Annotated in this window: 18 protein-coding genes; 10 read left to right on the top strand and 8 right to left on the bottom strand. The window is 69.5% G+C overall.

Going from position 1 to position 19,511, the window contains the following annotated elements; all coding sequences use genetic code 11:
- The first annotated feature begins 502 nt into the window (after positions 1 to 502).
- Genes QE412_RS12630 through QE412_RS12615 form a run of 4 tightly spaced genes read left to right on the top strand, consistent with a single transcriptional unit; the run spans position 503 to position 3,994 of the window.
- Positions 503 to 1,432: an ABC transporter ATP-binding protein gene (locus tag QE412_RS12630; protein WP_307484283.1), complete on the top strand. Its 930-nt coding sequence runs from the start codon at positions 503 to 505 to the stop codon at positions 1,430 to 1,432.
- Positions 1,429 to 2,226 carry an ABC transporter permease gene (locus QE412_RS12625; protein WP_307484280.1) on the top strand — a complete coding sequence of 266 codons (798 nt, stop codon included), beginning with the start codon at positions 1,429 to 1,431 and terminating at the stop codon, positions 2,224 to 2,226. The genes QE412_RS12630 and QE412_RS12625 overlap by 4 nt, the downstream gene beginning before the upstream one ends.
- Before the next feature lie 20 nt (positions 2,227 to 2,246).
- Positions 2,247 to 3,392 (top strand): sensor histidine kinase, encoded by a 1,146-nt coding sequence (locus QE412_RS12620; protein ID WP_307484277.1) that lies wholly within the window; start codon positions 2,247 to 2,249, stop codon positions 3,390 to 3,392.
- The gene (locus QE412_RS12615; protein ID WP_307484275.1) at positions 3,389 to 3,994 is read left to right on the top strand and encodes a response regulator transcription factor; all 606 of its coding nucleotides are present in this window, start codon (positions 3,389 to 3,391) and stop codon (positions 3,992 to 3,994) included. Before QE412_RS12620 ends, QE412_RS12615 begins: the two co-directional genes overlap by 4 nt.
- A 34-nt stretch (positions 3,995 to 4,028) precedes the next feature.
- Here the strand turns inward: QE412_RS12615 and QE412_RS12610 are convergent, their stop codons facing one another.
- From QE412_RS12610 to QE412_RS12590, 5 genes are all read right to left on the bottom strand, one after another.
- Positions 4,029 to 4,301 carry a hypothetical protein gene (locus tag QE412_RS12610; protein ID WP_307484272.1) on the bottom strand — a complete coding sequence of 91 codons (273 nt, stop codon included), beginning with the start codon at positions 4,299 to 4,301 and terminating at the stop codon, positions 4,029 to 4,031.
- Positions 4,302 to 4,449: 148 nt separating this feature from the next.
- Positions 4,450 to 4,860, bottom strand: a complete 411-nt coding sequence (locus QE412_RS12605; RefSeq protein WP_307484269.1) for a DUF779 domain-containing protein — start codon at positions 4,858 to 4,860, stop codon at positions 4,450 to 4,452.
- Between the two features lie 60 nt (positions 4,861 to 4,920).
- Positions 4,921 to 6,471, bottom strand: coding sequence for an acetaldehyde dehydrogenase ExaC (exaC, locus tag QE412_RS12600; protein WP_307484266.1), 1,551 nt, complete (start codon positions 6,469 to 6,471; stop codon positions 4,921 to 4,923).
- 194 nt (positions 6,472 to 6,665) lie between these two features.
- Positions 6,666 to 7,190: a hypothetical protein gene (locus QE412_RS12595; RefSeq protein WP_307484265.1), complete on the bottom strand. Its 525-nt coding sequence runs from the start codon at positions 7,188 to 7,190 to the stop codon at positions 6,666 to 6,668.
- Positions 7,191 to 7,250: 60 nt separating this feature from the next.
- On the bottom strand, positions 7,251 to 8,540 hold the full coding sequence (locus QE412_RS12590; RefSeq protein WP_307484262.1) for a GAF domain-containing protein: 1,290 nt from the start codon (positions 8,538 to 8,540) through the stop codon (positions 7,251 to 7,253).
- Between the two features lie 265 nt (positions 8,541 to 8,805).
- Here QE412_RS12590 and QE412_RS12585 point away from each other — a divergent pair, with 265 nt between their 5' ends.
- Together QE412_RS12585 and QE412_RS12580 are read left to right on the top strand one after the other, a co-directional pair.
- Positions 8,806 to 9,162, top strand: coding sequence for a PadR family transcriptional regulator (locus QE412_RS12585; protein WP_307484260.1), 357 nt, complete (start codon positions 8,806 to 8,808; stop codon positions 9,160 to 9,162).
- A complete protein-coding gene (locus QE412_RS12580) occupies positions 9,159 to 10,247 on the top strand; it encodes a hypothetical protein (protein WP_307484257.1) in 1,089 nt (362 codons plus the stop codon). Before QE412_RS12585 ends, QE412_RS12580 begins: the two co-directional genes overlap by 4 nt.
- Positions 10,248 to 10,557: 310 nt before the next feature.
- Here the strand turns inward: QE412_RS12580 and QE412_RS12575 are convergent, their stop codons facing one another.
- A complete protein-coding gene (locus QE412_RS12575; protein WP_307484254.1) occupies positions 10,558 to 11,985 on the bottom strand; it encodes a CCA tRNA nucleotidyltransferase in 1,428 nt (475 codons plus the stop codon).
- 62 nt (positions 11,986 to 12,047) lie between these two features.
- A complete protein-coding gene (locus QE412_RS12570; RefSeq protein ID WP_307484251.1) occupies positions 12,048 to 13,562 on the bottom strand; it encodes a DUF7059 domain-containing protein in 1,515 nt (504 codons plus the stop codon).
- 68 nt (positions 13,563 to 13,630) lie between these two features.
- Here QE412_RS12570 and QE412_RS12565 point away from each other — a divergent pair, with 68 nt between their 5' ends.
- From QE412_RS12565 to trxA, 4 genes are all read left to right on the top strand, one after another.
- Positions 13,631 to 15,907, top strand: coding sequence for a DUF6049 family protein (locus QE412_RS12565; RefSeq protein ID WP_307484248.1), 2,277 nt, complete (start codon positions 13,631 to 13,633; stop codon positions 15,905 to 15,907).
- On the top strand, positions 15,904 to 17,502 hold the full coding sequence (murJ, locus tag QE412_RS12560; RefSeq protein WP_307484245.1) for a murein biosynthesis integral membrane protein MurJ: 1,599 nt from the start codon (positions 15,904 to 15,906) through the stop codon (positions 17,500 to 17,502). Before QE412_RS12565 ends, murJ begins: the two co-directional genes overlap by 4 nt.
- Positions 17,503 to 17,575: 73 nt before the next feature.
- On the top strand, positions 17,576 to 18,562 hold the full coding sequence (gene trxB / locus QE412_RS12555) for a thioredoxin-disulfide reductase (RefSeq protein WP_307484244.1): 987 nt from the start codon (positions 17,576 to 17,578) through the stop codon (positions 18,560 to 18,562).
- Positions 18,563 to 18,625: 63 nt separating this feature from the next.
- Positions 18,626 to 18,949, top strand: a complete 324-nt coding sequence (gene trxA / locus QE412_RS12550; protein ID WP_058596206.1) for a thioredoxin — start codon at positions 18,626 to 18,628, stop codon at positions 18,947 to 18,949.
- A gap of 165 nt (positions 18,950 to 19,114) precedes the next feature.
- On the opposite strand, the gene QE412_RS12545 is transcribed toward trxA, so the two are convergent.
- On the bottom strand, positions 19,115 to 19,462 hold the full coding sequence (locus tag QE412_RS12545) for a tryptophan synthase subunit alpha (protein ID WP_307484242.1): 348 nt from the start codon (positions 19,460 to 19,462) through the stop codon (positions 19,115 to 19,117).
- Positions 19,463 to 19,511 lie beyond the last annotated feature (49 nt).

The raw sequence follows: 19,511 nt of genomic DNA, 5'->3' as shown, positions 1-19,511 counted from the left end.
GGTGATGCCGAGAGTACGCCCGGCGCGGAAGCGAACGATCCGACAGCGAGAGCTGTCTCCCACCTCGATCATCGGGGCCCCTGGAATACGCACGTTGTTGACCGCCCGCTGCGAGAAGCGTGCTCTGCCGTCAGGGTCGCGGAACACGACGCCAGGCAGTTCCTGTGCGACGGCGTGGGTGAAGTACTGCCACCCGTTGGCCGAAGCCAGGCGGGACACGGCGAAGGCGTTCGCGTCGGTTCGCGCCGGCGGTTCCACCGGGTGCGTCTAGGGCGAGTAGTCGATCTCTGGGAACACGCAGTCATTTCGCCCTCCTCTTCGATGGAGACGATCGGACCCTTCGAAGACGGATCCTCGCTCGTGGGATCCATCTCGAGCGGCGACGGGATAGGTGCCTCACTCGCCGAGAACGAACACGAGGAAACCGACCATGACGAACGTCACCCCCGCGACGTGACTCACGCCCCATGCTCGGGCCTGCTTCCGCGGCCAGCATGAAGTCATGACCTCCTCCACCTCCACGCCCGCCGCGATCGACGCGCGAGGCGTCATGAAGAGCTTCGGCTCCGTCCATGCCGTGCGCGGCATCGACCTCACCGTCCGGCCCGGCGAGATCGTGGCGTTCCTCGGACCGAACGGTGCCGGAAAGACCACGACCATCGACATGATCCTCGGTCTCACCACCCCCGATACCGGCTCGATCGAGGTGTTCGGGCACTCCCCGCGCGGCGCCGTCTCTCGGGGCCTCGTCTCGGCGGTGCTGCAGTCGGGCGGCTTGCTGAACGACCTCACGGTCCGCGCGACGGTGGAGCTCACCGCGAGCCTGTTCGCCGTGAGGCGTCCCGTCGACGAGGCCCTCGAGCGGGCCGGCATCCGGGATCTCGCGAACCGCCGCGTCGGCCTCTGCTCCGGCGGCGAGCAGCAGCGACTGCGCTTTGCTATGGCCCTCGTGAGCGACCCCGCGCTGCTGATCCTCGACGAGCCGACCACCGGCATGGACGTCGAGGCCCGCCGCGCGTTCTGGAGCGCGATCCGAGCGGATGCCGCCCGCGGACGCACCGTGATGTTCGCGACGCACTACCTCGACGAGGCCGACGAGTACGCCGATCGCATCGTGCTCATGAGCGGCGGCCGGATCGTCGCCGACGGGTCGACGGCCGAGATCAAGAACCTCGTCTCGGGTCGGGTCGTTCAGGCGACGTTCCCGGATGCCGATCTCTCGGCCCTCGCGATCCTGCCCGGTGTCGACTCGGTCGAGGCCTCCGGCGAACGCGTGACGATCCACACGCGCGACTCCGACACCTTGGCACGCCACCTTCTGACCGCGACGGCAGCACGCGACCTGGAGATCACGGCGCAGAACCTCGAGAGCGTCTTCCTCACCCTGACCGCCGACAACCCGGCATCCCTTCCGAACGGAGCATCCCGATGACCGCCATCGCTCTCGACCGCACGGTTCCGCCGCTCGGCGGCTTCACGCTGACCTACCTGCGCATCGAGCTGGTGCGCAAGCTCCGGAACCCGCGTGCACTGTTCTTCACGGTGGCGTTCCCCGTGCTGATGTTCTTCATCGTCGGGTACCAATGGCTCGACGAGCCGCTGACGAACGTGTCGCTCGCCGACGGGGGTGTGTCGGTGGCCGCGCGCATCATGGTGTCGATGGCGATGTACGGAGCGATGATGTCGGCGACGCAGACGGGCGCCGCGGTGGCGGTGGAGCGCGCCCAGGGGTGGACGCGCCAGCTCCGACTCACCCCGCTGAACCCGCTGGTCAACGTGATCGTCAAGCTCGCGGCCGGCATGATGTTCGGTCTCGTCGCCGTCGTGGCGACGTACATCGTGGCATCGGTCTCCGGAGTCGAGCTGTCGGCGCTCCAGTGGGTCTCGACGGGTCTCGCCGCGTGGCTGCTGGCCGGCGCGGTCTTCACGACGCTCGGCCTCATGGTCGGATACATGGTTCCGGGCGAGAACGTCGCACAGATCACGAGCCTCGCCGTGGTGCTGCTGTCGTTCCTCGGCGGCCTGTTCTATCCGCTGTCGTCGATGCCCGATTTTCTGCAGACCATCGGAAAACTGACGCCCGTGTACGGCATCGCCGAGCTGGCCCGAGCGCCGCTGACGGGGGATGCCTTCGACCTCGGCGGCCTGGTCAACGCGGTGGTGTGGCTCGCGGTGTTCGTCGTCGGCACGGCGTACTTCTTCCGCCGCGACACGCGCCGTTCGTGACCCGCCCTAGGGTGAACGACATGAGTGGGGCAAGAGAACCGGGGCAACGGACCGCCCCGGGTCCGGGCCTGTATCCAGCGTTCGCCCGCGTTCCCGATCTCGGTCCGAGCGACCGGGGCTGGTTCATCGGCGCGGGACTCTCGCTCGTCTGGACGATGCCGACCCTGCTGTCGCTGTGGGAACTGCCCGATTTCGGGGCTCACGTCGTCGGCACGGCCATGGTCGCGGTGTTCGCGATGGTCTTCCTCGTGTCGGTGCCCGTGATCCGACGCACTTCCTCCCGCCTGGTACGGCTCGCGCCCGCGGCGATGCTGTGTGGGCTCAGCCTGTCGCTCGTTCCCTGGCTCGGCCCGGACGTGCGCTGGATGTGGACGTTCGTGGGCGTGGCTGTCGCTGTTTCGCGAGTGGGCCGCGCGGTCATCTTTCCCCTCGTGCTCGCTCTCGCGGCCGTCTCCTTCGCCGTGGGCGCATGGATCGACACCGACACATTCCTGAGCTCGCTCAACTCGGCGGTCATCGTGTCGGTGTCGTTCATGATGTTCTCGTTCGTCGAGAACATCACCACCCTCGAACGCCTCCGTTCCGCCCAGGAGCAGATCGCCGACTTCGCCGCCGAGCGCGAGCGCAGTCGGGTCGCCCGCGACGTCCACGACATCCTCGGCCACTCCCTCACCGTGATCACGGTCAAGGCCGAGCTGGCGGGACGACTGATGGATGCCGGCTCCCCGGCCGCCCGCGACGAGGTCGCCCAGATCGAAGAACTGGCGCGCGGAGCGCTGGCCGATGTCCGCACCACCGTGCACGGCTACCGCGGGGTGAGCATCAGCGGCGAGCTCGCCGCGGCGCGCGCGGCGTTGGAGAGTGCGGGGGTCTCGGCCGAGCTCCCGGGCTCGACGGAGCAGGTGCCCGCGGACCGTCGCGAACTCGCGGGGTGGGTGGTGCGCGAGGCGGTGACGAACGTCGTGCGGCATGCCGGGGCGCGCTCGTGCCGAGTCCGCCTCGGCGCGCGTTGCGTCGAGGTCGCCGACGACGGCGGCGGTCCGTCGGCGGCGGCATCCACGGGCTCCGGGCTGACCGGTCTGCGCGAACGCGTCGAGACCGCCGGCGCCCGCCTGTCGATCGGCCGCAGCGACCTCGGGGGGTTCAACGTGAAGGTGACCTGGTGATCAGACTGCTCATCGCCGACGATCAGGCGCTCGTGCGCGGCGCTCTCGCCGCTCTGCTGGGCCTCGAGAACGACATCGAGGTCGTCGCGCAGGTCGGCCGCGGCGACGAGGTCGTCGAGGCGGCACGTGCGTCAGGAGCGACGGTGGCCCTGCTCGACATCGAGATGCCCGGGATCGACGGCATCGCCGCGGCATCCCTCCTGCGTTCAGAGGTTCCCGGATGCCGCGCCCTCATCGTCACGACCTTCGGGCGCCCCGGCTACCTGGCGCGTGCGATGCAGGCCGGAGCATCGGGGTTCGTCGTGAAGGACACGCCCGCGGCGGAGTTGGCGGACGCGGTGCGGCGGGTGTCTCAGGGACTACGGGTGGTCGACCCCGCTCTGGCCGTCGAATCGCTCGCGCACGGGGACTCACCGCTGACGGAGCGGGAGACGGACGTGTTGGCCGCAGCGCGATCAGGAGGCACGATCGCCGACGTCGCGCGCATGGTGCACTTGTCGGAGGGCACGGTGAAGAATCACCTGTCGAGCGCGATCGGCAAGACCGGCGGGCGGAATCGGGCGGATGCCGTGCGCGTGGCGGTCGAGCGGGGGTGGCTGTAGCGCCTCGCGCCGCTCTCGCCCGGAGGAGCAGTCGTCAGTCGGGGAGGAAGAGCGCCAGAGCCATCATGGGGCAGGCGAGAATCCCCGCGATCGCGACCGCCACCGTCCACGAACCGTCGATGTACAGCGTGCGACCGCCACCACCGGGGTCCTTCGTTCCGGTATAGGTCACGAGGTAGGGGATGTCGATCGTCGTCGCCACCTCGGTCGCGACGATGGCGAGCAGCATGAGCACGACCGCGACCATGCCCGCGGCGATGAATGGAGCAACGGCTGCGACCACGAGGCGACCAGCACTGATTCTCATCGGCACCCCTCGCGCAGACGCCCGCGTGGGTCGCGAGCGGGTCGGGCATCGAGCCCGTATCGACGACACGCTAACGACACACGTGCGGAGGGGAGGGCCGGGCGGGCTTCACTTCACCCGTGTGACCGCCACGTTCGCCCGCACGACCTCAGGGTCCTGTGGCGACGCTCTCGTCGGCGCGATCGACACCGAACGCGACCGCCTCCTCCTCCGCGAGCATTCGCGACCGGATCAGGAACCGCATCCCCGTCGGTCCCTCTATCGAGAAACCCGCTCCGCGGCCGGGTACGACGTCGATGGTGAGGTGCGTGAACTTCCAGTACGCGAACTGCGACTCCGACATGTACACGTCGATCGGGTCATCCAACCCGACCTCGATCGAGCCGAGGTGCACGTCGCTCGGTCCGATGAGGAACATCCCCACCGGGTAGCACATGGGCGAACTGCCGTCGCAGCAGCCGCCGGATTGGTGGAACATCAGCGGGCCATGCTTCGCCGTCAGGTCGCGCAGCAACGCAGCCGCGGCATCCGTCACGTCCACGCGCGAGAGTTCCGGCATCCGTTCCTCCTTCGACAGGTCGAAGGGCCCCGGGTAGAACCCGGGACCCCGGTCGACGGCTCAGAAGAAGCCCATGGCTCCTTCGGCATACGACACCAGCAGGTTCTTCGTCTGCTGGTAGTGATCGAGCATCTTGAGGTGATTCTCGCGGCCGATTCCCGACTGCTTGTACCCGCCGAACGCGGCGTGCGCGGGGTACTGGTGGTAGGTGTTCGTCCACACGCGACCGGCCTCGATCGCGCGGCCCGCGCGGTACGCGGTGTCGCCGCTGCGGCTCCACACGCCGGCACCGAGGCCGTAGAGGGTGTCGTTCGCGATCGAGATGGCGTCGTCGAAGTCGTCGAACGACGTCACCGACAGCACGGGGCCGAAGATCTCCTCCTGGAAGATGCGCATGTCGTTCGTGCCCTCGAACACCGTCGGCGCGACGTAGTACCCACCCGACAGCTCGCCACCGAGATCGACCCGCTCACCGCCCGTGAGCAGCTTCGCGCCGCCGGCCTTGCCGATGTCGATGTACGACAGGATCTTCTCGAGCTGGTCGTTCGAGGCCTGCGCGCCGATCATCGTCTCGGGATCGAGCGGGTTGCCCTGGCGCACCTTCTTCACGCGCTCGAGGCCGTCGCCGAGGAACTGGTCGTAGATCGAGCGCTGGATGAGCGAGCGCGACGGACACGTGCACACCTCGCCCTGGTTCAGCGCGAACATCGTGAAGCCCTCGAGCGCCTTGTCGTAGTAGGCGTCATCGCTGCGCAGAGCCACGTCTTCGAAGAAGACGTTCGGGCTCTTACCGCCGAGCTCGAGCGTCACCGGGATGAGGTTCTGCGACGCGTACTGCATGATGAGGCGGCCGGTCGTGGTCTCGCCGGTGAAGGCGATCTTGCGGATGCGCTTGTGCTGAGCCAGCGGCGCGCCGGCCTCGATGCCGAAACCGTTGACGATGTTGACGACGCCGGCGGGGAGCAGGTCGCCGATGATGTCGAACAGGAACAGCAGGGATGCCGGGGTCTGCTCGGCCGGCTTGATCACGACGCAGTTGCCCGCGGCGAGGGCGGGGGCGAGCTTCCATGCCGCCATGAGAATGGGGAAGTTCCACGGGATGATCTGTCCGACCACACCGAGCGGCTCGTTGAAGTGGTAGGCCACCGTGTTCTCGTCGAGCTGACTGAGCGAGCCCTCCTGCGCCCGCAGCACGCCCGCGAAGTAGCGGAAGTGATCGACGGTGAGCGGAATGTCGGCCGCCAGCGTCTCACGCACCGGCTTGCCGTTCTCCCACGTCTCGACGACGGCGATCCTCTCGAGGTTCTGCTCGATGCGGTCGGCGATCTTGTTCAGGATGACGCTGCGCTCGGCGGGCGTGGTCTTCTTCCACGACGCGAACGCCTTCCACGCGGCATCCACGGCCCGGTCGATGTCGTGCGCGTCGCCGCGCGCGACCTCGCAGAAGGGCTTGCCGGTGACAGGGGTGATGTTCTCGAAGTACTCGCCGCTGTGCGGCTCGACCCATTCGCCGCCGATGTACTGCCCGTACCGCGAGCGATACTCGGCGACGGCCCCGCGTTGCCCCGGGGCGGCGTAGACGCTGGAAACGCCTTCTTCGACGATGGTCATGCTGGTCTCCTTCGACGGTCATGAGTCGCCGCTTCGGCTGCGAGCGGCGATGCGCCGACGCTACGCCGGGGGAGGTTGCATCGGGTTGCACCGGTGGCGGTCGGTCCGCGATGGACACGCACACCACCGCGAGCACCCCTACAACGACGGATGCCACGACCCCGAGGCCGTGGCATCCGTTCCGCGCTGCGCGCTTACGCGTCGGCGTCGGCCAACACCGAGCGCAGCGGCGGAACGTTCACCTCGTGCAGGTCGACATCGTCGAGACGCTCGATGCTGATGACGCGCGGAGCGATCGCGCGATCGTCGGCGACGATCCAGCTGCCGACGAGCAGGAAGCGGTCATTGCCGGCCGTGATCGGACCGGTCAGGGCAAAGGTCTGGTTCGTGGGCGTCGAGAACGTCACGCGCACGGGAGTGCCGTGCGGGAGCGTCGACGGATCGACCACATCGGCCCCGAGATCGGGTTCGGGCGACTCGATGCCGACGTCGATCCGCTGGATCTCGGAGCTCGTGCCCAGGATGATGTCGCCGACGAGCGGCTGACCGCCGACGCCGATGCGCACCGTGCCCTCGATCGCGTACAACCCGTACCGCGGAGAGCGGACGATGACCCGGGCGACGTCGCCCGCCTTCACCTCGGCGAGAGCCTCGCGGATGCGCCCCACGTCGCGTCGAGCGCGAGCTGCCGAGAAGATGTCGAGCGCCTTTTCGTCCATATGTTCAGCGTAACGAGGGCCTCCGACATCGGGCACCCTCCCGGCGCGTCGCGCGTGACCTCACTCGCTGCCGAGACGCTCCACCCGCGCGACCAGCCCCGCCCGCTTCGGCGAGCGCGCCGGCAGCATCGCGAGGCACAGCCGCAGCACTTCCTCGTCGTCACGCCCCTCCGCCGTCTCCGCGTACGCGAGCAGCACGTCGACGCCGGCCTCGGCGACGAGCGCCTCGCGCAGCGCCGAGCGCACCGACTCGCGCACCTCTGCCACCCCCGGGGCGTCCGACTCCGGCAGCACGGGACCCGCGTACGCGGCGAGCGCCACACGGTGCGCCCCGCGATCGAGCAGTGACAGCACGTGCTGGGCGTCGGTCTCCAGCCCGTCGGGGAGACGATACGGACGGGATGCCGGAACCAGACGCGGCGCGACGGGGACGAGCGCGCGACGCAGGCGCACCATCTCGGGCCGGAGGGTCTCGACCGCGGGGTGACCGTACACCGCCTCGCTCAGCGCCTCGGCCGAGAGTCCCTCGCGGTGGACGGCCAGAAGGAGCAGGATCTCGGCGTGGCGGGCGCTGAGCTCGAGCGTCCCGCCTCCGACCTCCAGCATCGCCCGGTCTCGACCGAGGATGCGCAGCAGCGCGCGCGACGGCGTCGATCGCTTCGACGGAGGCGCCTGCTGCGCCCGCAACCGCGCCACGAGGATCTCGCTCTCGATCGCCCGGGCTGTGGCATCCACCAGCAACTGAGCTTGCGGGGTCACCGCCTCGGGGCCTCCCGTCACGTCGATCACCCCGATGAGCCGCCGCGATTCCGGGTCGTGCACGGGCGCCGCGGTGCATGACCACGGCTGCACGAGCCGATTGAAATGCTCGGCACCGCGGATCTGCACCGACCGATCGAGGGTCAGAGCCGTTCCGGGGGCCGAGGTGCCGACGGCATCCTCCGCCCAGTTGGCGCCCGCGACGAAGCCCATGTCGCCCGTCAGCGCGCGGATGTGCCGGTCGCCCTCGACCCACAGCAGGCGGCCCGCGGCGTCGCCCACAGCGACGACGACACCCGAATCCTCGGGCGTGCCGGGCAGGAGCAGGCTCCTCACCATGTCCATCACCCCGGCGAGCGGATGCGCGCGGCGGTACGCCTCGAGCTCATCGGTCGCGAGGTCGAGCGAGGGGAGTCCCTCCGGTCCCACGAGGGATGCCAACGACCGCCGCCAGGACTCCTGCACGAGCGGGCGGACATCTTTCAGGCGCCGGTCCTCCTCGTTGCCTGCGAGGAGCTCATCGTGCGCGCGCGCAATCAGCAGCCCTGAGGTCTCGGGGGAGATCGGCGGTCGCGACCACGGAGAAGGCACGGGACTCCCATCGGCGGTGACGGTGGTCTTGGCCAGTCTAGGTCGGGCTTCGCTCTCGCGGGAGGGCTGTGCCGTCCTGCGGACTCTTTCGACGACTCGCCGCCGGAAGAGCTCGCGCGGGCCGCGCTCCGATCCGAAATCCGCGGGACGGCACGACGGCGGCGCGATCGGCGCACCGGCCGCCGGAAACCGACACGCATCCGTACCGCGCACTACTGTGTACTGCGTGGTACTGTCCGTGACAGAGAAGCGAAAGGGGCCGCGTGTGGATACGACGCAGCTGTTGAAAGGGGTGCTGGACGCCGCCGTGCTCGCGGTCGTGCAGCACGACGACGGGTACGGCTACGACATCGTGCGCCGCCTGCGCGAAGCGGGCCTCGGCGAAGTCGGGGATGCCTCGGTGTACGGCACACTGCGCCGGCTGTACTCCGCGGGAGCGCTGTCGAGCTATGTCGTGCCCTCCGAGGGAGGTCCGCACCGCAAGTACTACGCGATCAACCCGCAGGGCAGAGAACTGCTCGACGCACAGCGCGCGAGCTGGACCCACTTCTCCACCGCCATGACGACCCTCCTCGACGACACCACCCCCACGAAGCTGCGCACGATCGGAGACGCCCGATGATCACCACACCCGTGCACGACGACATCCGCGCCTTCGCCGCGGCGGTCCGCACGCACCTCGACGACCTGCCCGTCGACGAGGTCGACGATCTGCTCGACGGTCTCGAGGCCGACCTGTCGGATCAGGCCGCCGAGGCCGGCACCGCCTTCACGCTCCCGGATGCCGCGACCTACGCCGCCGAGCTGCGCGCGGCCGCGGGGCTGCCCGAGCGCACCGCGTCCGTCGGCGGACGGAGCCGCCGTCCGCTCCCCCTCCGCGCGCGCGATGGGTGGAACACCGCGATCGCGAAGATCCGCGCCAATCCGGCCGGCGCCTGGCTGCTGGACCTGTTCATCGCCCTCCGCCCGGTGTGGTGGGTGCTGCGAGCGGTGGTGCTGTACCTGCTCATCGGGCCGTGGTTCGTGTCGGGGTACGGAGCGACGCAGGGGATCCTTCCGAACCTGCTCGCGGGGTTGCGGTTCCCCGGACTCCTGCTGATGCTGCTCTTCCTGCTCGTCAGCATCCAGTGGGGGAGAGGGCGATGGGTTCCGCGGCTGCCCGTCCGCGTCATCCGCACGGTGGTCAACATCGTCGCCGTGATAGTGGCGCCGTACTTCATGCTCGGTCTCATCGCCTCGGCCCAGTCGGCGCTATGGGATCAGGGGTGGGAACCGCCCACGTCGACCATGTTCGGGCTGAACCTCGACGGCCAACGCGTGCGGAACATCTACGCCTACGACGCCGACGGCAATCCGCTCCCCTCGGTGCAGCTGTTCGACCAGGACGGGAAGCCGCTGAAAACGGTTCCCGACACCAATACCGATCCGTGGGACGACGATTTCGCCGACGGGATCGGCCCCGTGCCGGTGCCCGAAACCGTTCCGGGCAGCACACCGGCGTGGAACGTCTTCCCGCTCCGAGAGATCCCTGCCGGTGAGTGGAGAGGGGATGTCGACGACCCCGCGCAGGCGAAGCTTCCGCCGTTCCCCTTCGCGCACGTGCAACCCCTGCCGAGCCGGGGTCGCGCGCAGACGACAGACGGGTCCACGCCCGCGCCGTCGGCATCTGTGGCGACTCCGGCCCCTACGCCGGTGACGACGCCATGAGCGATCAGCCGCGAATCGGGAGTATCGACCTCACCCACCTCGTGATCGCCGCGTGGGAGCAGTCTCACGACGACGAGGACTAGGCACTCGGAACTCGGGGCGTGATTCAGCGGATGGGGCCGCACGAATCACGCCCCGTTTCGTCGTTCCCGCCGCTCACGCCGGACCGTCATGCGGATTGCGGCACCGACACGCCATCCCCGAGGCCGCCCGACCGGCGCGCCGCCCGCACACTCCGCACGACGGCACGTCGCACCGGCCGACTATGGCCTCGGGTCTCACCGCCGACGACCCCGCGGCCGGGGGATGATCAGCCGCGCGCCGCCCACCACTCCCGAAGGCGCTTCTCGGCCTCTTCCTCGCCCACCACGCCCTCATCGAGCCGCAGGTCGAGCAGGAACCGGTAGGCCTCGCCCACTTCGCGTCCGGGTTTGAGTCCCAGCACCTCTTGAATACGGTTGCCGTCGAGCTCGGGGCGAAGGGAGTCGACCTCCTCCTGCTCGCGCAGCGCCGCGATGCGCGCCTCGATGTCGTCGTAGGCGGATGCCAAGCGCTGGGCCTTGCGCTTGTTGCGCGTGGTCACGTCGGCACGGGTGAGGATGTGTAGACGTTCGAGCTCGTCGCCGGCGTCGCGGACGTAGCGGCGCACGGCGGAGTCGGTCCACGCGCCTTCGGCGTACCCGAAGAAGCGCAGGTGCAACTCGACCAGGCGCGACACCACGGTCGTCGTGTGCGCATCGAAACGCAGCGCCTGCAGGCGCTTGCGCGCCATGCGCGCACCCTTGATGTCATGGTGGTGGAACGTCACGCCACCGCCGGCCTCGAGGCGCCGCGTCGCGGGCTTGCCGATGTCGTGCAGAAGAGCCGCCAGACGCAGCGGCACGTCGGGCGCGGCATCCGGGTGCCGCTGCTTCTCGAGCGCGATCGCCTGCCGCAGCACCGTGAGCGAGTGCTCGTAGACGTCTTTGTGGTGGTGGTGCTCGTCGACCTCGAGCCGCAGAGCGGGCACCTCGGGCAGGAACTCGTCGATCAGGCGGGTATCGACCAGCACGCGGATGCCGCGGACGGGGTCGTCGGTCTGCAGCAGGCGTACGAGCTCGGCCTGCACGCGCTCGGGGCTGACGATCTGCAGCGAGCCGCGCAGCTCGGCGATGGCGGCGAGGGTGTCGGGATCGACGGTGAACTCGAGCTGCGAGGCGAAACGGGCCGCCCGCAGCATGCGCAGCGGATCGTCGCCGAAGCTGACGCCCGGATCGATGGGGGTGCGCAGACGCCCCGCGAGCAGATCCTCGACGCCGCCGGTCGGATCGACGAGCGTGCGAGCGGGCACCCGCAGGGCCATCGCGTTCACGGTGAAGTCGCGGCGACTGAGGTCGGCCTCGAGCGTGTCACCGAACTCGACGGTGGGCTTGCGTGTGACCCCGTCGTAGCTGTCGGCGCGAAACGTCGTGATCTCGACCTGCTCGCCCTTCACGCGGGCGCCGATCGTGCCGAAGGCGCGTCCGACGTCCCACTGCACGCTCGACACGGGCTTGACCAGCGCGAGGATCTCGTCGGGCCGCGCATCGGTGGTGAAGTCGAAGTCGTGGGTCACCCGACCCAGCAGCGCATCGCGCACGGGCCCGCCCACGATCGCCAGGTCTCGGCCCGCGTCGGCGAAGACCCGCGCGACGGTCGCGACGACGGGGTGAGCCGCGAGCTCCTCCAGGCGCGCGAGACCCTCGACCATGTTCAGCATGCTTTCGAGCCTATCCGGGGCCACCGACGGCGACAGCGCCGCCGAGCGACGGGTGAGGGAGCTCAGTCATCGGCGAACCCCACGAACCCGGTCACCAGCAGCTCGCGCACACGCGGCAGCAGATCGGCGCGCAGGGCTTCGGCATCCACCTCCATGAGCTGCGCGATCGCGTCGATCAGCACGCCCACGCTCAGGTCTCCGTCGCAGGCGCCCACCAGCGCCGCGAGCCCGGGATCGACCTCGACGATGCGCCCGAAGCCGCCGCCCTGCCGCAGCTCGATGACCGTCGGATCCTCTTCGCCGGGGCGGTGGTGCCGGGCTTCGGTCACATCGGGCGCCACGCGCAGCACGCTCGCGGCGAGGCCGTCGTCGTCGAGAAGGGCGACGCGGTCGTGCGCGGCGAGGCAGGCGGCCAGGTGCGGGCCGAAGCCGGCCTCGCCGCCTCCGGTCACGCGCTCGTATCGGGCCAGGGTCGGGCCGCCGGCGAGCGGCTTGCGCAGCAGCACGTATCCGAAACCCACTCCGGTCACCCCGCGGCGAGCGAAATCGTCGAGCCACGCGTCGATGAGCCGGGCGTACGCGCGAGTCCCGGGGATCGTGCCCCCGTCTCGCACCCACAGCTCCGCGTACGCGAGGGGATCGAGCACCTCGCGCTCGATCACCCACGCGTCCAGCGCCTCGGGGATCCACCCGCGCACCCGGTCGAGCCCCGACTCGCCCTCGCGGTACTCCCAGTTGCCCAGAGACTGTGCGACACCGCCGGGGGAGAGGTGCGCCCCGACGCCGCGGATCACCGAGGCGACCAGGTCGTCGCCCTCGAGCCCTGCGTCACGGTACTCGTAGGCCGGAACGCCCGCGACGCGCGGAGTGATGACGAACGGCGGATTGGATGCCACACGATCGAACGTCTCGCCGGCGACGGGTTCGAAGAGCGAGCCGTGACGGGTCTCGATGCCGTCGACGCCGTTGACGAGGGCGTTCAGCCGAGTGAAGCGCAGGGCACGCTCCGAGATGTCGGTCGCGACGACACGGTCGACCAGGCGACGCAGACGAAGGGCCTGGATGCCGCACCCCGTGCCGATGTCGAGGGCTGAACGGGTGCGACGGGTCAGCTGCAGGCGCGCGAGCGTCTGGGAGGCCCCGCCCACCCCGAGCACGTGGTCCTCGGGCAGCGGGCCCTCCAGCGCCGCCTCGTCGAGATCGCTCGCGATCCACCACTCGACCTCGCCGCGATCGTCGGCGAAGCCTTGCGGCCGCAGGAGCACCGCCGGGGTCACGGCGTCTCCGGAGACCCCGACGAGTCCGAGCGAGACGGCCCCGCTCACACGCAGGCGCGGCAACGCCGCTTCGGCATCTCCGCGCGCCACCGGCAGACCCAGTCCCCAGAGGCGGCCGAGCACGGCCACCGCGTCCACCCTGTCGCCCAGCGCGCGCATCGCAGGGCGTCGCAGGCCGCGCGCGAGCGCATCGTCGGCTTGCGCACCCCACGCCTCGCGCAATGCGGTGCTGCGGTATCCCGCCGCTCGGAGGTCGTCGGCGAGGGCGCGGCACAGCTGAGGATCCGGTTCGGGGAGCACCGGTCCATTCAACCGTCTGCGCGAGGCTATCGGGGGGCTCAGAGGCACGCGGGCCTAGACTCGACGCGGTGCGAGGCCCGCTCGTCACCACCGACGCTCGTATGACCGTGACCTCCCAGCCTTCGGGCGCACCCGTGCCGCGGCGCTCCCTCACGCGCCGGTTGCTGGCGACCCTCGCCGTCGGCAGCATCGCCCTGGGCCTGCTGGTCCCCTCCACCGCGGTTGCGGCCACACCGTCGCCGTCGGCGTCGGCGACGCCCGCCGTACTGTCGGCGGCACCGGTGGCCAACGGCGTGCTACGACCCGGCGAAGCCCTCACCGTCGCGGTCACGCTGTCCGCGGGCTCGAGCGGCTCCGCCGCAACCCCTCTCGCCCTCTTTCTTGCGAGCAGCCCGCTGGGCGACGACGCGGCGTTGGACCGGTGGCTCGCCGGTGACACCTCCGGTGCGCCCCTGCAGCAGGTGGCCACCGGGACCATGGATGCCGTGTCCTCCGGCACTGCGGCGACCACCGCCCTATCGGTACCCGCCACCGATGCGGCGCTGGTGGGGCGCGCACCGGGTGTCTACCCCGTTCGCGTGACGGCCGACAGCGCGGGTCTCAGCGCGCAGAGCGTCGTGGTCGTCCCCGCCGACGGCGGCGCGCAGACGACCGTGGCCCTCGTCGTGCCGATCACGGCCGCGCCGATGACCAGCGGACTGCTGACCGCCAACGAGTTGGCCGATCTCACGGCTGTCGACGGTGCACTCTCGGCGCAACTCGACGCGGTCGATGGCACCGGGGCCACCCTGGCGGTCGACCCCGCCATCGTCGCCGCGATCCGCGTGCTCGGCTCCGCGGCCCCACCCAGCGCCGTCGCCTGGTTGCAGCGGCTGCTCGCGTTGCCCAATGACCGATTCGCGCTGCAATTCGGCGATGCCGACGTCGCGGCTCAAATACATGCCGGCCTTTCGGCGCCCCTTTCGCCTATATCCCTCCAGGCGTATATGTCTGCGGCGGACTTCGCCCAACCCGCCCGCGCCATTTCGGCCGTCTCGACGCCCGACCCCGCCGTCTCTGCGACACCCGGTCAGCCGATGTACCCGTCGCTGTCCACACTGCTCGACATCGGCTCCGCGACGCCTCATGTGTTCTGGCCCGCCACCGGATCGGCCTCGGACGATACCGTGGCGGCGCTCGGAAGCATGGCGGCAGATGGTCAGCCGGTCCACGTGCTGGTGTCGTCGACCGACGTCACGGGCGACAGCCGACGCGCGAGCGCATCGGTCGGCGGCGTGTCGACCCCCGTGTACGACGACGACGTCTCCCGGGCACTGACCCAGGCCGCCGGCGAGAGCGACACCACCCGGCGCGGTTCCGCTCTCGCCGCCGCCCAGGCGTACCTCGCCCTGGCCCGCGCTTCAGCCGCCGACCAGCCCGTCCTCGCCGTGCTCGATCGTGGCGGTGACCGCTCGCGGGTGAGCCTTCGAGCGACGCTCGGTCTCGTGGCGACAGCACCGGGCTACGTCGGCTCCACGCTGGAAGCCGTGTCGTCGCTCCCCACGTCAGAGACCACCTTGACGGATGCGGCCGTCGACGATGCACGCGTGAGCGACGTCACCGATCTTCTCGCCGATGAGCAGGTGATCGCCCGTTTCGCGACGATCCTCGATCAGCCGGAGCTGCTCACCGGCCGCGAACGGGCCGAGATGCTCCAGGTGCTGAGCGTGTCGTGGACCGGCGACGCAGCGCGCAAGGCGGTCTCCGACCATCGCGCCGCGACGCGCACGACCCTCGACTCCGTCGGCATCCTGTCATCCGACTTCCGCCTCGTCAGCTCCAGCGCACCGCTGCGCCCGTGGGTGCGCAACGACCTGCCGTGGCCCGTGACGGTCGTGCTCGCCGTGCGACCCGATGACGCGCGCCTGCGCGTGCAGGACCACACCACCGTCGACGCTCAGGCCTCCGCGAACACTCGCGTCGAAGTGCCGGTCGAAGCCCGCATCGCCAACGGTGAGGTACACGTCCAGCTGCAACTGCTCAGCCCCACCGGCGAGATCGTGGGAGCGCCTCAAGTGGTCGACGTCGAGGTGCGCGCCGAGTGGGAGAGCATCGGGATCATCGTGTTCATCCTGCTCGTCGTGGCGTTCCTGAGCCTCGGCGTGATCCGCACCGTGGCCCGCCGTCGAAAGATGCGCGCCGAAGAAGGGGCGACACCGGTCCCTGACGGCTCAAACGAGGGCATCGGGCGCAAGAACATGGATGCCGACGGGCGCAGCGCGTCGTCACCGGATACCACCGTGGGAGAGCCGTTCGACGCCTCGCACCACGCCCCACTCGAAAGCACCGAGGAGAACCACCCGTGAGCAGCATCGGACGGGCGAGCGTGCTCATCGGGGCGGGGACCATCGTCTCCCGCGTGAGCGGACTTCTCCGCACGATCGTGCTGGTCGGCGCCATCGGCGCCATCAGCGGCGCCGGCGATGCCTTCGCGGTCGCGAACCAGCTGCCCAACAACATCTACGCGATCATTTCCACGGGTCTGCTCACCGCGGTCGTCGTGCCGCAGATCGTCAAGGCAGCCGCGCACGTAGACGGCGGCCAGGCGTTCATCTCGAAGCTGTTCACGCTGGGCACGGTGGGACTGCTCGCGGCGACCGCGCTCGCCATGATCGCCGCACCACTGCTCGTCCAGATGTACGCGAGCAAGTTCACGCTCGACCAGCTGGCGCTGTCGACGGCTTTCGCCTACTGGTGCCTGCCCCAGATCTTCTTCTACGGCCTGTATGCCCTTCTGGGCGAGATCCTCAACGCGCGCCGCGTCTTCGGTCCCTACACCTGGGCGCCCATCGTCAACAATCTCGTGTCCATCGCGGGTTTCGGGCTCTTCATCCTGGTCTTCAACGGCCCCCAGGAGCGCGTCGCCGCGTGGACGCCTGGCATGATCGCGGTGCTCGGGGGCACCGCGACCGCGGGAATCGTCGTCCAGACGCTCGTCCTGCTGTTCTTCTGGCGACGCGCGGGACTCGCACTGCGTCCGGACTTCCAGTGGAAAGGTGTCGGCCTGCGACACATCGGGCGGCTCGCCGGCTGGACCTTCCTCATGGTCGTCGCCGGGCAACTGGCCGGCATCGTGCAGTCCAACGTGTTGTCGGGCGCCTCGGGTGAGGATCCCGCGATCTTCGCCTCACAGAACGCGTGGCTGCTGTTCATGCTGCCCTACTCGATCATCGTGCTGTCGATCGGGACGCCGTACTTCACACAACTCAGCGAGCACGCTGCGGCCGGGCGAGACGATGAGGTGCGCGACGACATCTCGCGCAGCATCCGCACGCTGGGATTGTTCATCGTGGTCTCGACCGCGGCTCTGGCGGTCGCGGCCGTGCCCGCGAGCCGGATCTTCACGAAGAGTCCGGAGCAGGCGGCGGCCGCAGCGCCCGTCCTGCTGTGCTTCCTGGTCTGCCTCGTGCCGCTGGCCGTGCTGTTCGTCGTGCAGCGCACGTTCTACGCCTACAACGACACGCGGACGCCCTTCTTCTTCACGCTCCTGCAGTGCGCGCTCGTCGCGGGAGGGGCCGTCTGGGCGGGGGCCGGGCTCGATCGCGCAGAGCTGGCGGCAGGAGTGGCTCTGACGCAATCGTTCGCCAGTGTCGTCCAGGTCGTCGTTGCGACGGCTCTGCTGCACCGCCGTCTGGGGAGCATCGGCACCGCCTCCTGGCTCTTCGCCCTGGGCAGGTTCGCCCTCGCCGCCCTCCCCGCCGCGGCGGCCGGGTACGGCGTCTGGCTTCTGCTCGGAGGGGTGGAAGGCTGGACCACCGGCAGCGCCCTGGCCGGCGCGGCGGGCGCGGCCATCATCGGCACCGTCGTCCTCGCCGTGTACATCTGCATCCTGGCCGTACTCCGCACACCCGAACTCGCCCCCGCGCTCGCGCTCGGACGGCGGTTCCTTCCCAAGCGCTAGCCCTCTTCCCGCGGAATACCCCGCGGCTAGCATGGGTTTCATCCGACGGAATCAACGAGAGGAAGGCGCAACCGTGCGTCACGTCATCATCATCGGGTCGGGACCTGCCGGCTACACCGCCGCCATCTATGCCGCCCGAGCGAACCTCGAGCCCCTCGTCGTCGCGAGTTCCGTCGAAGCCGGTGGCGACCTCATGAACACCACCGAGGTCGAGAACTTCCCCGGGTTCCCGGACGGCATCCAAGGTCCCGATCTCATGGCCAAGATGCAGGCGCAGGCCGAACGCTTCGGTGCCGAGGTGCTGTACGACGACGTCGTCTCACTCGAGCTCGACGGCCCCGTCAAGAAGGTCACGCTGGGCAGCGGCAAGGTCGAAGAGGCCGTGTCGGTCATCTACGCCACGGGCTCCGCTTATCGCAAGCTGGGTCTCGAGGGCGAGGACCGTCTGTCGGGTCGTGGCGTCTCGTGGTGCGCCACGTGCGATGGCTTCTTCTTCCGTGACCGCACGATCGCCGTGGTCGGCGGCGGCGACTCGGCTATGGAAGAGGCGAACTTCCTCACCAAGTTCGCGTCGAAGGTGTACATCATCCACCGCAAGGACTCGCTTCGCGCCTCCAAGATCATGCAGGAGCGCGCCTTCGCCAACCCGAAGATCGAGTTCATCTGGAACAGCGCGGTCGACGAGATCCTCGGCGACGACGCGGTGAACGGCGTCCGTCTTCGCTCGACGGTCGACGACAGCGTCCGCGAGCTGCCCCTGGACGGCCTGTTCGTCGCGATCGGCAACGACCCGCGCACGCACCTCGTGCACGACAAGCTGCAGCTCACCGACCAGGGCACGATCTGGGTCGATGGCCGTTCTTCGCGCACTTCGGTCGAGGGTGTCTTCGCCGCCGGCGACGTCATCGACCCCACCTACCGACAGGCCATCACCGCGGCGGGCAGCGGGACAGTGGCCGCTCTCGACGTCGAACACTTCCTCGCCGCTCGCGGCGAGGCCGGCGAGCCCGCGGTCGCCGAAAGCCCTCTCGAGGGACTCCCTGACGCCGCGGTCGTCTAAGGAACAAACTCGCCGTCGACGGCGTTTCAGAACACTGACGCTCTCATTTAAGGAGAAAAGCACATGACCGCCAAGGCGACGACCTCCGCGACCTTCGAGCAGGACGTCCTGCAGGCCGACGGACCCGTTCTCGTGGACTTCTGGGCCGAGTGGTGTGGACCGTGTCGCATGGTCGCCCCCGTCCTCGACGAGATCCAGAGCGAGAACTCGGGCAAGATCACGATCCTCAAGCTCAACGTCGACGAGAACCCGGATCTGGCGATGAAGTACCAGATCACCTCGATCCCCGCGATGAAGGTCTTCCAGGGCGGTGAGGTCAAGACGACCATCATCGGCGCGAAGCCGAAGTACGCGCTCGAGCAGGACCTCGCGCCGTTCATCGGCTGAGCCCTCCGCTTTCACGATGAATCCCCGGCGCCTCGGCGTCGGGGATTCATCGTTTCGGGGGTTGCTCGCCCGGTTCAGGATGCCGGAACCTACAGCCCGCGGTAGTGATTCAGCGCTCACCGGCTCGGGGCATGCCGTCGACGCGAGGACTGTCCGCAGGCCCCGTCAGGACGCGTCGAGTCGAACGCTGGCGTCCCACCGGCGGTGCGGCTCTTCGTCGCCCAGAATGCGCCACACGGCGGGTGTGAGGGCGGGATAGTCCAGGGCGATTTGGCGAAGGACCCGGTAGTTGCGCGCTCGGGTGGGACGGACGCCGCCGTTCTCGGCGATGTTCTCGGCGCGCAGCGTCAACACGACCAGCTCGTCGACGGTCGGCAGATCTTCCATGAAGTCCCACGGATCTTCTCCGCCGCGCAGCCGCTCGTGAACGAGCACCGCGAGTTCGTCGGACGCCTCGGCACGGAGCAGCTCGAGGCTGGCACGCCGGCGCGGGCCCTGGTCGTTCGACGTCATTCATCCAGGGTACGTCGGCCTACCGACACCCGGACCCCAGACGACGAAA

Source organism: Microbacterium trichothecenolyticum (assembly GCF_030818955.1).
Classification (GTDB): Bacteria; Actinomycetota; Actinomycetes; order Actinomycetales; family Microbacteriaceae; genus Microbacterium; species Microbacterium trichothecenolyticum_B.
This window is presented reverse-complemented; position numbering and strand designations above follow the sequence as displayed.

What these genes read in the sequence shown, in the direction of transcription:
- QE412_RS12630 (WP_307484283.1), top strand. Translation starts at nt 503, where the DNA reads ATGACCTCCTCCACCTCCACGCCCGCCGCGATCGACGCGCGAGGCGTC.
- QE412_RS12625 (WP_307484280.1), top strand. Translation starts at nt 1,429, where the DNA reads ATGACCGCCATCGCTCTCGACCGCACGGTTCCGCCGCTCGGCGGCTTC.
- QE412_RS12620 (WP_307484277.1), top strand. Translation starts at nt 2,247, where the DNA reads ATGAGTGGGGCAAGAGAACCGGGGCAACGGACCGCCCCGGGTCCGGGC.
- QE412_RS12610 (WP_307484272.1), bottom strand. Translation starts at nt 4,301, where the DNA reads ATGAGAATCAGTGCTGGTCGCCTCGTGGTCGCAGCCGTTGCTCCATTC.
- QE412_RS12605 (WP_307484269.1), bottom strand. Translation starts at nt 4,860, where the DNA reads ATGCCGGAACTCTCGCGCGTGGACGTGACGGATGCCGCGGCTGCGTTG.
- exaC (WP_307484266.1), bottom strand. Translation starts at nt 6,471, where the DNA reads ATGACCATCGTCGAAGAAGGCGTTTCCAGCGTCTACGCCGCCCCGGGG.
- QE412_RS12595 (WP_307484265.1), bottom strand. Translation starts at nt 7,190, where the DNA reads ATGGACGAAAAGGCGCTCGACATCTTCTCGGCAGCTCGCGCTCGACGC.
- QE412_RS12580 (WP_307484257.1), top strand. Translation starts at nt 9,159, where the DNA reads ATGATCACCACACCCGTGCACGACGACATCCGCGCCTTCGCCGCGGCG.
- QE412_RS12575 (WP_307484254.1), bottom strand. Translation starts at nt 11,985, where the DNA reads ATGCTGAACATGGTCGAGGGTCTCGCGCGCCTGGAGGAGCTCGCGGCT.
- trxA (WP_058596206.1), top strand. Translation starts at nt 18,626, where the DNA reads ATGACCGCCAAGGCGACGACCTCCGCGACCTTCGAGCAGGACGTCCTG.
- QE412_RS12545 (WP_307484242.1), bottom strand. Translation starts at nt 19,462, where the DNA reads ATGACGTCGAACGACCAGGGCCCGCGCCGGCGTGCCAGCCTCGAGCTG.